The following is a 13601-nucleotide window of genomic DNA, read 5'->3' as shown; positions in this document are numbered from 1 at the left end:
CGATAGTGCGACCGTGTCACCTTGTTACGAGATAAGGGTCAAGGTTGCGACCTTAAAGGGCAATACGGCGATCGTCGAGAACTGCGCGCCTGCTCCTGGCGAAACGGTGCAGATACCGTCAAACCTCTTCCCCCGACACCAGCCTCTCCAGCGCCAGCAGATCCGGAATTCTGGCCACGTGATCCCCCACTTGCACCGCCGCACGTTCCAGCGGGCACAGCGGCACGTCGACAAAGCTCAGCTGGCTATCGACCTTGTAGGAGCGGGGTATGCCCTGCACCACCATGGCGATGAATTTCAGATCCGGATTACCACCCAGGGTGTTGAGGATAACGATGCGCGCGCGTTCGCCGGTCACCAGAGGGCTGCCACACGCCGCTTCGAAACTGATCAGCGGCAATTCACGGTCACGCCAGGTGATCTGGCGCAGATGCCAGGGCGGCGAGTCACTGCTGGGCTCGCCGCGCTGCCAGTCGATCAGCTCCGCTATCGCAACGTTGGGCAATAGCAGGTAGCGGTCCGCAAGCGGTAGCAGCAACCCGGTCAGGCTGCCCACGCGATGATCAAGCATGGAGTTTGCTCCAGTAGGCGATGCGTTCCAGCAATACCGACTCCTGGTACGGCTTGCCCAGGTAGTCGTTGACGCCGATGGCCATGGCCCGGTTCTGGTGTTTCTGCCCGGTACGCGAGGTAATCATGATGATGGGCAGGTCTTTGAGACGTGGATCATTACGCACGCGGGTGGCAACTTCAAAGCCGTCCATGCGCGGCATTTCGATGTCCAGCAGCATCAGGTCCGGGGTGTGTTCTTCGAGCACGCTCATGGCGTCCACGCCGTCCTTGGCGGTAATTACATTCATACCGTTGCGCTCCAGCAGACGGCTGGTGACTTTGCGCACAGTGACCGAGTCGTCGACCACCAGCACCAGTAGCGGACGCAGCGCCGGGATGAACTCCAGCGCGCCGACCGCCTCCTGTTGCGCCCGCAGCAAAGGCTGGCGCGCCTGATGGGCGCGTATGTAAGCCAGCAGATCAAGGATCAGCACCACTCGCCCGTCACCCAGAATGGTCGCGCCCGACAAGCCATGAACCCCGGTAAATTGCGGACCCAGGCTTTTGACCACGATTTCCCGCGAGCCCGCCAGGGCATCGACTTGCAGCGCCACGCGCTGGTCCTGGCAATGCACCAGCAGCACCGGCACGGAATGGCTTTCACCGGCTAGCCTGGGCTTGCCTACGGTTTGCAGCAATTCACCCAGGTAACGCAATTCATAGGTTTGCCCGCCGTAGTGATACCGCGGCGGGTTGAGCTGGTAGTAGCTTTCGAGTTCATTGGGCATGACCCGCACAATGCCTTCGACTGTATTGAGGGCAATGGCGTATTGCTCGTCGGCGCACTGCACCATCAAGGCCCGATTGAGCGACACACTGAAAGGCAGGCGGATTTGAAAGTGCACGCCCTGGCCGGCCACCGAATCGATGGTCATGCTGCCGCCCAGTTGACGCACTTCTTCGTGCACCACGTCCATGCCCACGCCGCGCCCGGAAATCTGGGTGATTTTTTCTGCAGTCGAAAACCCCGGCTGCATGATGAACTGCAACACATCACGGTCCGATACGCTGGATGCCGGATCAAGCAAGCCCCGCAGGATGGCCTTGCGCCGAACGGCCTCAAGCGGCACGCCGGCGCCATCATCGTGCATGTCGAACACCACATCGCCGCCCTCATGGGACAGCTCAAGGGTAATCAGCCCCTGCTCGGGCTTACCTGCGGCCTGGCGTATGTGCGCAGGCTCCAGGCCGTGGTCGACGGCATTACGCAACATGTGTTCGAGGGGCGCCACCATACGCTCCAGAACGTTACGGTCGATTTCGGCTTCGCCGTTGATGACCCTGAAATCGACCTGCTTGCCCAACTCGCCGGCCACTTGCCGGACTATCCGCTTGAGGCGCGGCAACACCCGCTCGAACGGCACCATGCGCGTGCCCATCAGGCCTTCCTGCAACTGGGTGTTCACCCGCGCCTGCTTTTGCAGCAGGCCCTGGGCATCCCGATTGCGCGCAGCCAGGGTCGCCTTGAGGTCGAGCAAGTCAGATGCCGACTCGAACAGTGCCCGGGACAGCTGCTGCAGCAGAGAATGACGGTCCATTTCCAGCGGATCAAACTCATCGTAGGCCACCCCGTCACCCTCGGTGTGCTGACGATTATGCTGGCGCCCCTGGGTTTCGCTGTCGAGCCGGCGCAACTGATCGTGCATCCGCTCCAGGGTGGTCTGCATTTCGTTGAGGGCGACCTGGGCATCGTTGACTTGCTGCTCCACCCGCCCGCGGATGATCGAACTCTCTCCCGCCAGGTTGAGCAAGTCCTCCAGCAGCTCGGCCGGCACCTTGACCGTGTCCAGCCCGGTACGCTCGCCCTCCGGCACCGCCGCGCCAGCCGGCTCCGGCTTGGCCGACGAGCCCGCCTGAGCCGGTTGACGGGCACTGCGCTCGATCTGCCGGATACGCTCGATCAGCGTCTGGGGCGAGGGCAGCGGCTGACCACTGCGCAAGGCATCAAGCATTTGCGCCAACTGGTCATGGCAGCGCTGCAACAACGTGAACAGGTCCTCGCCAGGTGCCAGGAAACCAACGGAAATATCCTCAAACAGGGTTTCCAGTTCGTGGGCAAAGTCGCCGATGGCGGCCACCTCGACCATGCGCGCGCCCCCTTTAAGGGTGTGCAGGTCGCGCAGCAGGTTTTCGACTTCCAGATGGTTCTGCGGGTCGGCTTGCCAGCGCAACAGGGCCGCGCCCGAACTCTCGAGAATGTCGAAGGCTTCATCGAGGAAGATGTCCTGCAACTCGGGGTCGCCATTGCCTTGGGCCGCGTCAGTCTCAATGCTGCTCGCCTCACCCTGGCTGACGTCCAGCTGCGCGGTGGCAGCGCCCAGCTCGGTAATGTCGAGCGTCCTGTCGCCATCCCGGCGAATCAGGCCCGTAGCCTCCGGCGCCAGACCTTCATGCAACAGGTCGTGCAAGGTCTGGATCAGAACCGGCTGCGGGGTGATTTCTTGTCCCGCAGCCAGCTGATCGAGCATGTTGATCAAGGCTTCGTGGGCGTTATTGGCCTCGGCAAAAAAAGCGCTCGCTGACCGCCAGGCTGCTTTCTTCGACGCCACCATACAGATCAAGCAAGGCTTCACACAGCGCGTCGAAGGGCTGCAAGTCCAGCAGGTGCGCGGACTCGGCCAGACCGGTCAGGTGTTCCAGCAATGCGTCCAGCCCCTGACGCTCGTGCGGATGCTCGCGCCAATGCAACAGCAGGTCTTCGGCATCAAACAGGGCGTCCATGCTTTCGGCCAGAAACTCGGCGATGCGCTGAGGATCACGCCTGGCCGACAACCCACTGTCGGGAACATTGATCAATGCGTCCAGACGCGTGGCGATCATTTGCTCGATGCGCCCGATCAGGGACCGGGCACCCTGGATCTGCGCCAGCGGGTCGGTATCCAGCTGCTTGAGGCCGCGATGCAGCAAGCTGTCGGCCTCCAGCAGCAGTTCGATTTCATCCCGGTCCAGGGTGATCTGGTGCGCCTTGTATTCGCGCACCAGATGATCCAGCGGCGTGGCCAGCTCAGCCATGGGCAACACGCCGGCCATGTGGGCACTGCCCTTGAGGGTGTGCATGGCGCGCTGCAGGTCATCGCTGGCATGCAGCGGCAATTGCTGGCTGGCCTGATCGAGAAAGCGGTCAAGGCTGGCAAGGTGGGTTTGTGCTTCCTGACGAAAAATGTCCAGCAGTTGCGGGTCAATACTGCTGTCCTGCTCGATCAATAACGGCAGCGGTTCGCTTATGGATAACTGATGGGCGCGCGCAGCCAGCTGATCGACGTCTTCACGCTGACGCTGGTTGCGCTCGGCAAACTCCTGGATCAGTTGCGGCACGATCGCCACGACCTCATCCAGCAGTTGATAGATCTGTGGCCCTGGCGCCACGCTGCGTTCCATCACCCGGTTGAGCAAGTTCTCAATGGACCACGCCAGCTCGCCCAACACCAGTGCGCGGACCATGCGCCCGCTGCCTTTAAGGGAGTGAAAAGCCCGCCGCAGTTCGGCCAGCGCAGCACTGTCGGCCGGGTTGGCCACCCACTGCGGGAGGTAATCGTGCAGCGCGACCAGCACTTCGTCGGTCTCTTCAAGAAAGACCTCCAGCAGTTCTTCATCTACGGCTTCTTCGTCCACCGGTGGCGGCAGCAAGCTGGCGGGCACGTCTTGCGCGGGCGGGTTGAGCGCTGACAACGGGCTGGCCAGAACATCGGCCAGACTCTGTGCAACCTGTGGATCCTGCAGCGTCTGCAAGTCCTGCATCACCATGACTTCGGCAGGGCTAAGACGGTCGTTGAGCACTGGCACCTGACGCTCGGCCGGCGCGTAGCCCAGATTATTCAGGCTGTTCTCGGCCCGATCCAGCACCTGCTCGCCCCCGGCCCCCGGGTCCTGGGAGAGACGCTCCAGGTAGTACTCGATGCTGATCAATGCATCCGCCAGATGTTCAAGTTGCGGCGCCGTCGGCGGTTCGGCTTGCTGCAGCAGATGTTCACTCAGGTATTGGTTGCAGGCCTGGAGCAGGCTGGCGGCGCGACTCAGCGGGATCATCGCTAGCGCACCGCGGATTTGCGTCAACAGTTCAGGCAGGGGTTGCAGGTGTTGGCGGTCAAAACCTGCCGCCAGATAATCCGTGATCAGGTCTTTGACTTCTTCAAGGCCGATGCGCGCCTCTTTGATAACCAGTTGATGAATCTGCATCAGATCGGTGGTGGGCAGGCGACTCTCTTCGCGCTGCGAGGGTTCTGCGTTACCGACCATGCCGGCCAGCGTGGCCTCCACATAAAGCAGGGCCGCGGCCACATCCATCAACACCGCATCGGTGGGCTCGCGCTGCCCCTGGGCCAGGCTCTGGACCACCGCCAGCTGGTCGATGATGACTTTACGCGGCTGACCAAAGCCCAGTACGGCCAGGGTATCGGCGATCTGGCGCAAAGGCGCCATCAGGCTACTGAGCTCCGAGACGTGCGAGCGGTCGCTGCGTACAAACAGGTCCAGACGCTCCTTGACCCGCACCAGCTCTTCGCACAACGCAGCCACCACTGAACGCATGGCGTCGCGATCCGGGCCAGCCAGCCGCGCACGCTCTTCATCCACCATCGCTGCGTCAGGCATGGCTTCGTCCAGCTCATAGCTGTTTTTCAACGCCAGCATTTTGGTGGTCGGCTGTTCGGCTTTGGCGATGTAAAACAGCAAACTGGTTAGCAGTTCTTCGGGCGCAGGCTGGTTGATACCGTCAATGCCTTGTTCCAGCAGGCGCTTGAGCTCTTTGTCCGTTTCATTGAACAGGCTGCGCAAGGCCGGGCTGTTGGCCACACGGCCACGGAGCATGCCATCAACCAGCGCCGAAGCAATTTTCCACAACGCATTGAGCGGCGCTCCGTGGCACAGGCTTTCAAGCCGGGTGAACACACCCGCCAGCTGTTCCAGACTGGCCTGCGCCTCTTCTTCACCCTGCAAGCCCTGCAACGCGGATTGCAGGGTCTGGCGCAGGGTCCGCAACTGGTGCGGCCATTGCGGCGCAAGCAAGCGGGCCAATGCTGCCTGATCCAGCGCGGGCAGCTCATGCAAGGGCGGGCTGAACAGGCTGGTTTCCGAGAGCAGTGCTTCACCGCGGGCAGTGCGCAAGTCATTAAGCAGCGGCAGCACCACCAACGGCCAGTCACGCCGGGCGCTGTGCACACGGTCCAGATACAGCGGCAACTGGCTGAACGCTTGCTGCAACAGGCGCAAGGCTTCGTCGATCTGGCTGACACGCCCTTGCTGCAGCGCGATCAGCAGCTTCTCCATCTCTTCGGCCAGCAACGCGGCGCCATAGAACTCCACCATCAACAGGCTGCCATGCACCTGGTGAATACAGGCCAGGCACTGATCCAGCATCTCGGTGGACGGCGTGTGCCCGTCGTCACCCAGCGCCACACGAGCCTGGCTCAAGGTGTCCGCTATATCGCCTTTAACCCACTCAAGGGCTACGTAGTCGTGCCGGTCAACCATTACTGTGGCTCACGTGGTTTTTGCGTGGCAGGCAAGGTGAAGCCGGACACCGAACGCCGCAGCTGACTGGCCATTTTGGCCAGGTTGCCAATGCTGTCAGCGGTGGCAGTGGAACCCGATGAGGTCTGGTTGGTGATTTGCTGAATCACGTTCATGGTCAGGGAAATCTGGGCCGCCGAGGTGGTTTGTTGTTGCGCGGCGTTGGAAATGCTTTGAATCAGGTCCGCAAGGTTTTGCGAAACTCCCTCGATTTCTTCCAGGGCCACACCGGCATCGTGTGCCAGGCGAGCACCGCGCACCACTTCGGTGGTGGTTTGCTCCATGGAAATAACCGCTTCGTTGGTATCGGCCTGAATGGCCCGCACCAGGGTTTCGATTTGCCGCGTGGCAGCCGAAGAACGCTCGGCCAGGCGCTGGACTTCGTCTGCCACCACGGCAAACCCGCGGCCGGCATCACCGGCCATCGAGGCCTGAATGGCCGCGTTCAGGGCCAGGATATTGGTCTGATCGGCAATATCATCAATCAGGCTGACAATGTCGCCAATCTCCTGGGAAGACTCGCCCAAACGTTTGATCCGCTTGGCGGTGTCCTGAATTTGCTCACGGATGTTGTCCATGCCGTGGATGGTGTTGTGCACCACCTCATTGCCTTTGTTGGCAATCGCTACGGAGCGCTCGGCAACAGCCGAAGACTCGGAAGCGTTGGCCGAGACCTGATCGATGGAGTGGGCCATTTGCTGGACTGCTGCCGATGCCTCGGCAATCTGCTGCGCCTGATGCTCTGAAGCCTCGGCCAGTTGCATGGCAGTGGCCTGGGTTTCCTGGACTGCCGCTGCCACTTGCCCCGCCGTGAGGTTGATGGTTGCCACCAGCCCGCGCAGCTGATCGATGGAGTAATTGATCGAGTCGGCAATGGCTCCCGTGAAGTCTTCCGTGACCGAGGCCGTTACGGTCAGGTCGCCATCGGCCAGGTCTTCGATTTCGTCCAGCAAGCGCATGATCGCGTTTTGATTGCGCTCGTTCTTTTCGGCGGTTTCGCGCAGTTGGCGATTGGTTTCGCGCACCATCACCAGGCCGATCAGGATGATCGACGCCAGCGCCAGCAGGCCCAGTACGTAGCCGCCGATGATGTCCAGCGAACGCCCGCTGGCCAGGTTTTCAAAACCGTTGGCCAGGGTCGAGGCTTCGTCGAGCAAGGTCTGCGACAGACTGAAGATATTGTTGGCGGCTTCGCGCACATGAAACAGCTGCGGTGAAGTTTCGAGAATTTCGTCCACCGAACCGGAGACAAACTGGAACAGTTCCGAGATTTCCAGCAAGCGGGCGCGCGCATCCTTGTCTTCGACCTGAGAAATTCTCAGCCCGACACTGCCCTCCAGCATGCCGTTGAGCACTTGACCGAAACGGTTGGCATCACGGCCAAAGGCGCCCGCGGCCTGGGCGGCATTCTCGTCGCCGGCCAGCACCGTGTTAACCGCGCCCAAAATACGCTCGGCCAACAAGGACTGACGCTGCGCCAGCACTACCTGGCTGGCGGGAGCGCCACGCTGCAAGAGGATTTCGACCACTTTTTCGGACTCGACCTGCAACTGCGGCACGGTTTCAGCCAGCGTGGCAGCCACCTGATGCAGCGACAGAACCGTTTGTTCACTGGCCAGAATGGCGTTGGTGTTATCCAGCAATTGCTCCCAGTCGCGTTGCACCGCCTGCATTTCCTTGTGCACGGCAGGGGGCGCAGGGGGCAGGCCGGTAGCCGGGTCGCCTTTTTTCAGGTAACTCCAGCGCTGGCTGAAATCATTACGTGCATCGCTGAGCAACCTGAACGCAGCGGCTTTACCGGCAGCGGCTTCAGTGGCGTTTTTGGCGATACGTTGCGAAAGCACCCGCAACTCGCCCGCATGGCTGATGTACTGCTTGTCGTAGTTGGACTGGGTGTTTAGGTAAGCAAAGTTGGCGAACAACAGCATGATGAACACGATCAGGGCGATAAAAAGCACGATGATCTGCGAACGACTGCGCGACCCTTCCATTGGTTTAGCGGTATTGGCTATGGTCATCGATCAGGTCCCGGGGTCCCGTGTTAAAGCTGAAGGTACGACGTGGCGCCGGCTCACACCGCCACCGCCCAGAACTGCGGTGCCTGGGCCAGAACAAAGGGGCTGAAGACCCACCATATGGGGTTGCCGGCAAAATGCCCCTGTACGTAGGGCGCAAACATGGGATGGGGCAATGCCTGCACGTTGCTATCAAGGTCGGTATGAGCGAAGTGCTGCATGCCCAGCACTTCATCAACCTGCAGCCCGACAAATATCTCTTTGTATTCCAGCACCAGCACTCGGCGCTGTTTGCGCAAAGGTGACAGCTCCACGCCGAAGAAACCGCAAAGGTCCATGATTGGCAGCAGTTGGCCACGCAAGTTGGCAACGCCCTTGACCCAGGGTTTTACCCCGGGCAGCAAGGTAAAGCGCGGCTCGTGGAGGATTTCGGCGATTTCGCCCATCGGCGCCACAAAACAATGCTCGCCGATGCGGAAACCGATACCGCTCCAATTGTCGGCCTGCACTTGTGCAGGCGCCAGACCCGCCGCCAGCGAACGACAGCGCTGATCTATCTCGAGCAGCAACTCGAACGCGGTCAGAGAATCCGGCACAGAGCCTCCGTCATTTTGGAGGGTTATCCTTGAGTACTTGCTTGAGCTTCAATATCAGGGTTTCTTCTTCGACTGGCTTGGTCAAATACCCCTTGGCACCCTGGCGGGCAGCCCAGACCATGTCGGTTTCCTGATCTTTGGTGGTGACGACAATCACCGGGATATGACTGGTTTCGGAGTCTTTGGTCAGCTGACGGGTCGCCTGGAAACCATTGAGGCCCGGCATCACGATGTCCATCAGCACCATATCGGGTTTTTCCTGACGCGCCAGCGCGACGCCATCCGCGCCGTTTTCAGCCTTGAGCACTACGTAACCGTGCTTTTCCAGCATGCCGGTCAATTTGTACATTTCAGTCGGCGAGTCATCGACGATCAGAATGCGAGCCATGGTGTTCCCCATTAAAAAGGTAAGCGGCCGGCTGGCCGGGCATCATTGAGCAGTCAGGACGACGTTGAAACCGGGCACATGAGCCTTGATCGCGCTCAGCAGCTCATCCCTGCTGAAAGGCTTGGTCAAAAATTGATCAGAGCCCACTATCCGCCCCTTGGCCTTGTCAAACAGACCGTCCTTGGATGACAGCATAATCACGGGCGTCGACTTGAACGCCCGGTTGTTCTTGATCAGCGCGCAGGTCTGATAACCATCCAGACGCGGCATCATGATGTCGACAAAGATGATATGCGGGTGATGATCGACAATCTTGGCCAGCGCATCGAAACCGTCGATGGCCGTAATGACCTCGCACCCTACGTTTTTGAGCAGCGTTTCGGCGGTACGGCGGATGGTTTTTGAATCGTCAATCACCATCACCTTCAAGGCGCTGGACTGCTTTTCCATATGTGCTCTACCGTCGCGTTGCGACCCGTTTTGTTACAAATATGCGGCTAGAAAACCCAACTCCTTGATGGACAAGGGCTGAAAGCACTGTGCGAGCCTTTTTAGCACAGTCACGACCTGCAATCTATCGCACGGCCCGAGCCGCCGGGGGGCTTGTGGTTTTTCCTTGACCGGGCCCCCGCTCAGCGCCACTCTGGCGCCACTTTTCAAAGCCTTTTAATACCTGCAGGAGCGAGCTTGCTCGCGAGCTTTTCAACGTGGCTACGAAGAGCTCGCGAGCAAGCTCGCTCCTACGGGTGAGATCTTCGCCAATTTTATATGAGGAATTCGCCATGAGCGTTCGAGTCGGGATTGTCATGGACCCCATTGCGGGCATCTCCTACAAAAAGGACAGCTCGCTGGCCATGTTGCTGGCCGCACAGGATCGCGGCTGGACCCTGTTCTACATGGAGCAGCAGGATCTTTACCTGAGTGAAGGCAAGGCACGGGCGCGGATGAAACCGCTGAAGGTCTTCGCCGATCCGCAAAAATGGTTCGAACTGGAAGCCGAAACTGACACCGCCCTGAGCGATCTGGACGTGATCCTGATGCGCAAGGACCCGCCCTTCGATATGGAGTTCGTGTACTCCACCTACTTGCTGGAACAAGCCGAGCGCGACGGGGTGTTGATCGTCAACAAGCCGCAAAGCCTGCGTGACTGCAACGAGAAGCTGTTTGCCACTCAATTCACCCAGTGCACGCCGCCGACCGTGGTCAGCCGTCGCGCCGATGTATTGCGCGAATTCGCAGCCACCCACGGCGACGTGATCCTCAAGCCGCTCGACGGCATGGGCGGCACTTCGATTTTCCGCCATCGGGTGGGTGATCCAAACCTGTCGGTGATTCTCGAAACCCTGACCGCCAACGGTACTCAGCAAATCATGGCGCAAGGCTATCTGCCGGCGATCAAGGACGGCGACAAGCGCATCCTGATGATCGACGGCGAGCCGGTGCCGTATTGCCTGGCACGCATTCCTGCCGCCGGTGAGACCCGTGGCAACCTGGCCGCAGGCGGCCGCGGTGAAGCCCGGCCACTGAGTGACAAGGACCGCTGGATTGCGGCCCAGGTCGGCCCGACCCTGCGGGAAAAAGGCCTGTTGTTTGTCGGCCTGGATGTGATCGGTGAGCACCTGACCGAAATCAACGTCACCAGCCCGACTTGTATCCGCGAGATCGACAATGCTTTCGGCACCCATATCGGCGCCCTGTTGATGGACGCGATTGCGCGCAAGCTCGCCGCTCGCTGATCTGCAACAGCCAGTAAAAGACCAACATTGCGCTATCATGCGCGACCTGTGAAACGCGCAATGTTGGTCTTTCTGTCATGACACTCCCCAGCGACCTGCCCCCCGAACTCAGCCATAAAGGCGTGCGCGCGGCTGATCGCCTCGGTTTTACCCTGTTTGTCGCGGCGCTGATTCATATCGCTGTGATTCTGGGTGTGGGTTTCAGCATGAGCGAGCCCAAGCAGATCAGCAAAACCCTGGAAATCACCCTCTCGACCTTCAAAAGCGAAAAAGCCCCGGACAAAGCTGACTTCCTGGCGCAGGACAATCAGCAAGGCAGCGGCACGCTGGACAAGAAAGCCGTGCCCAAGACCACTGAGGTCGCACCGTTCCAGGACAACACGGTTAAAAAGGTCACGCCACCGCCGGCCGCCAGGCCGGAACAGCCACAGGCCAAGCCCAAGGCGTCGGTCACCACTGTGGCACCGAAACCGAACAAAGCGCCCCGCGAACCGCAAAAGGTCAAAACCGAAGCGGCACCCAAAGCCAACATTCCCACGTTCGACAGCTCGCAGCTGTCCAGCGAAATATCCAGCCTCGAAGCCGAACTGGCCAACGAGCAGCAGCTATACGCCAAGCGCCCGAAGATCTACCGCATGAGTGCGGCCTCGACCATGCGCGACAAGGGTGCCTGGTACAAAGAGGACTGGCGCAAGAAAATCGAACGCGTCGGCAACCTCAACTACCCCGAACAGGCGCGTCGCGAAAAGATCTACGGCAAGCTGCGGCTGCTGGTGTCGATCAATCGCGACGGTTCACTGCACGAAGTGCTGGTGCTTGAATCCTCCGGGCAACCGCTGCTGGACGAGGCGGCGCAACGAATCGTACGGCTGGCGGCACCTTTTGCACCATTCACCGGGGACCTGGCAGACATCGACCGGCTGGAGATCATCCGGACCTGGAAGTTTGCCCAAGGCGACAGGTTGTCGAGCAACTGAGCCAGCCATTCAGATTCTGTGCAGGAGCGAGCTGTTGGTGAACCGGTCGTTCGCACAAAATCTCGCGAGCAAGCTCGCTCCTGCAGGAAAGCCGCAATCTTCATCCGCCAAACTTGTCAGTTCACGTTGCCAGCGCCACACTAAGGCTCATGAAAAACCACGCACCGACTTACCTCAAGCATCACTTCCTGATCGCCATGCCTCACATGGCTGACCCGAACTTTGCACATACCTTGACCTACATCGTCGAGCACACGGCCAATGGTGCCATGGGCCTGGTGATCAACCGGCCAATGGATCTGAGTCTGGCGGACATTCTTGAGCAATTGCGCCCTGATACAGCCTCTGCACCGTTGTGCCAGCACGTACCGATCTACGGCGGCGGCCCGGTGATGGTTGACCGCGGCTTTGTATTGCACCCGGTCGGCATGAGCTTTGACGCCACCGTCGAACTGCAGGACGGACTGGCCCTGAGCACCTCGGCCGATGTGCTGTTCAGCATTGCTGACGGGCGCGGGCCGCGACGCAGCCTGATTTGCCTGGGCTATGCCGGGTGGGATGCCGGCCAGCTGGAGGCCGAACTGGCCGACAATGCCTGGCTGACCTGCCCCTACTCAGCCCACGTGCTGTTTGAAACCTCTAGCGAGTTGCGCCTCGACGCCGCCGCCAAACACCTCGGAGTGAACCTCAATTTGTTAAGCACCCAAGCAGGCCATTCCTGATGGCCGGGCCCGACATTCGTCTAGTGCTCGGTTTCGACTTTGGCACCCGTTCCATCGGGGTCGCCGTTGGCCAGATGATCACCGGCCAGGCCCGTGAACTGTGCAATCTGAAAGCCGAGAACGGCATTCCGAAGTGGGAAGAAATCGAAAAGCTTATTAAAGAGTGGAAACCCGATGTGCTGATCGTCGGCAAGCCCCTGAACATGGACGGCACCGAAAGCCCGCTTTGCGCGCGGACCAAAAAGTTTGCCAACCGTCTCAATGGCCGTTTCAATTTGCCCGCTTACGAACACGATGAACGCCTGACCACTTTTGAGGCCAAGGGCGAGCGTATGGCCCAGGGCGGCCAGCGCGGCAGTTTCCGTGACAACCCCGTTGATGCCATTGCCGCCAGGCTGGTGCTGCAAAGCTGGATCGACGAGTTCCTGGCCACGTCTCAATCCAAAGCCTGACCCTGCGTTTGCCTCACTGACGCGCCCCATTGTTTGCGCCCGCCGCTGCACGCTTCGCTTCGCGGGCCTTTTAAGGAGCCACCATGATCCTGCCTGTTCCCGCTGAACTGATTTCTCAGATGGCCCTGGACCTCAAGGCCCATCTCGCTCGACGCGGCATCACCGAGCCACGCTTCATTGGCATTCGCACTGGCGGTATCTGGGTTGCTCAGGCACTGCTGCGCGCCCTGGACAGCGACTCGCCACTGGGCACGCTGGATGTGTCTTTCTACCGCGATGATTTCAGCCAGAACGGTCTGCACCCGCAAGTGCGCCCTTCTGAACTGCCATTCGAAATCGAAGGCCAGCATCTGGTCCTGATCGATGACGTGCTGATGAGCGGACGTACCATCCGCGCCGCACTCAATGAATTGTTCGACTATGGTCGACCGGCCAGCGTGACGCTGGTCAGCCTGCTGGATCTGGACGCGGCCGAACTGCCGATCCGGCCCGACGTGGTGGGCGCGACCCTGGCCCTGAAGCCGACCGAGCGGGTGAAACTGTCCGGCCCGACACCCCTGACCCTCGAACTCCAAGACCTTGCCTAAGAGACCTT

The 13601-nt window shown here is 60.3% G+C and carries 10 protein-coding genes and 1 pseudogene; 5 read left to right on the top strand and 6 right to left on the bottom strand.

All coding sequences use genetic code 11. From position 1 onward, the window contains the following. Nucleotides 1–118: 118 nt before the first annotated feature. The 6 genes and pseudogenes from AOC04_RS21715 to pilG all read right to left on the bottom strand — a co-directional run bounded on the left by AOC04_RS21715 (nt 119) and on the right by pilG (nt 9569). Complete coding sequence (locus AOC04_RS21715; RefSeq protein ID WP_060696599.1) at nt 119–571, bottom strand: chemotaxis protein CheW; 453 nt, start codon at nt 569–571, stop codon at nt 119–121. After that, nucleotides 564–6081 (bottom strand): annotated as a pseudogene (locus tag AOC04_RS21710) (Hpt domain-containing protein). The gene AOC04_RS21715 and the pseudogene AOC04_RS21710 overlap by 8 nt, the downstream one beginning before the upstream one ends. Then, the gene (locus AOC04_RS21705; RefSeq protein WP_060696598.1) at nt 6081–8138 is read right to left on the bottom strand and encodes a methyl-accepting chemotaxis protein; all 2058 of its coding nucleotides are present in this window, start codon (nt 8136–8138) and stop codon (nt 6081–6083) included. The pseudogene AOC04_RS21710 and the gene AOC04_RS21705 overlap by 1 nt, the downstream one beginning before the upstream one ends. Before the next feature lie 53 nt (nt 8139–8191). Continuing rightward, nucleotides 8192–8731, bottom strand: a complete 540-nt coding sequence (locus AOC04_RS21700; RefSeq protein ID WP_060696597.1) for a chemotaxis protein CheW — start codon at nt 8729–8731, stop codon at nt 8192–8194. A 10-nt stretch (nt 8732–8741) separates the two neighbouring features. Beyond that, nucleotides 8742–9119, bottom strand: a complete 378-nt coding sequence (pilH, locus tag AOC04_RS21695; RefSeq protein WP_060697005.1) for a twitching motility response regulator PilH — start codon at nt 9117–9119, stop codon at nt 8742–8744. A gap of 42 nt (nt 9120–9161) precedes the next feature. Next, nucleotides 9162–9569, bottom strand: coding sequence for a twitching motility response regulator PilG (gene pilG, locus AOC04_RS21690; RefSeq protein ID WP_060696596.1), 408 nt, complete (start codon nt 9567–9569; stop codon nt 9162–9164). A gap of 332 nt (nt 9570–9901) precedes the next feature. On the opposite strand from pilG, the gene gshB reads away from it, so the two are divergent. The 5 genes from gshB (at nt 9902) to pyrR (ending at nt 13593) form a co-directional block, all read left to right on the top strand. Continuing rightward, a complete protein-coding gene (gshB, locus tag AOC04_RS21685; RefSeq protein ID WP_060696595.1) occupies nt 9902–10855 on the top strand; it encodes a glutathione synthase in 954 nt (317 codons plus the stop codon). Nucleotides 10856–10932: 77 nt separating this feature from the next. Then, nucleotides 10933–11832, top strand: a complete 900-nt coding sequence (locus tag AOC04_RS21680) for an energy transducer TonB (RefSeq protein ID WP_060696594.1) — start codon at nt 10933–10935, stop codon at nt 11830–11832. A 149-nt stretch (nt 11833–11981) separates the two neighbouring features. Then, nucleotides 11982–12554, top strand: coding sequence for a YqgE/AlgH family protein (locus AOC04_RS21675; RefSeq protein WP_060696593.1), 573 nt, complete (start codon nt 11982–11984; stop codon nt 12552–12554). Continuing rightward, nucleotides 12554–13006, top strand: a complete 453-nt coding sequence (gene ruvX, locus AOC04_RS21670) for a Holliday junction resolvase RuvX (protein ID WP_060696592.1) — start codon at nt 12554–12556, stop codon at nt 13004–13006. The genes AOC04_RS21675 and ruvX overlap by 1 nt, the downstream gene beginning before the upstream one ends. A gap of 83 nt (nt 13007–13089) precedes the next feature. Continuing rightward, entirely contained in the window at nt 13090–13593 is a 504-nt protein-coding gene (pyrR, locus tag AOC04_RS21665) for a bifunctional pyr operon transcriptional regulator/uracil phosphoribosyltransferase PyrR (protein WP_060696591.1), read from the top strand. The last annotated feature ends 8 nt before the right edge of the window (nt 13594–13601 follow it).

The organism is Pseudomonas versuta (genome assembly GCF_001294575.1).
Taxonomy (GTDB): Bacteria; Pseudomonadota; Gammaproteobacteria; order Pseudomonadales; family Pseudomonadaceae; genus Aquipseudomonas; species Aquipseudomonas versuta.
Note: the sequence above shows the minus strand (reverse complement) of the source record. Positions and strands in the feature narration are given on the sequence as shown.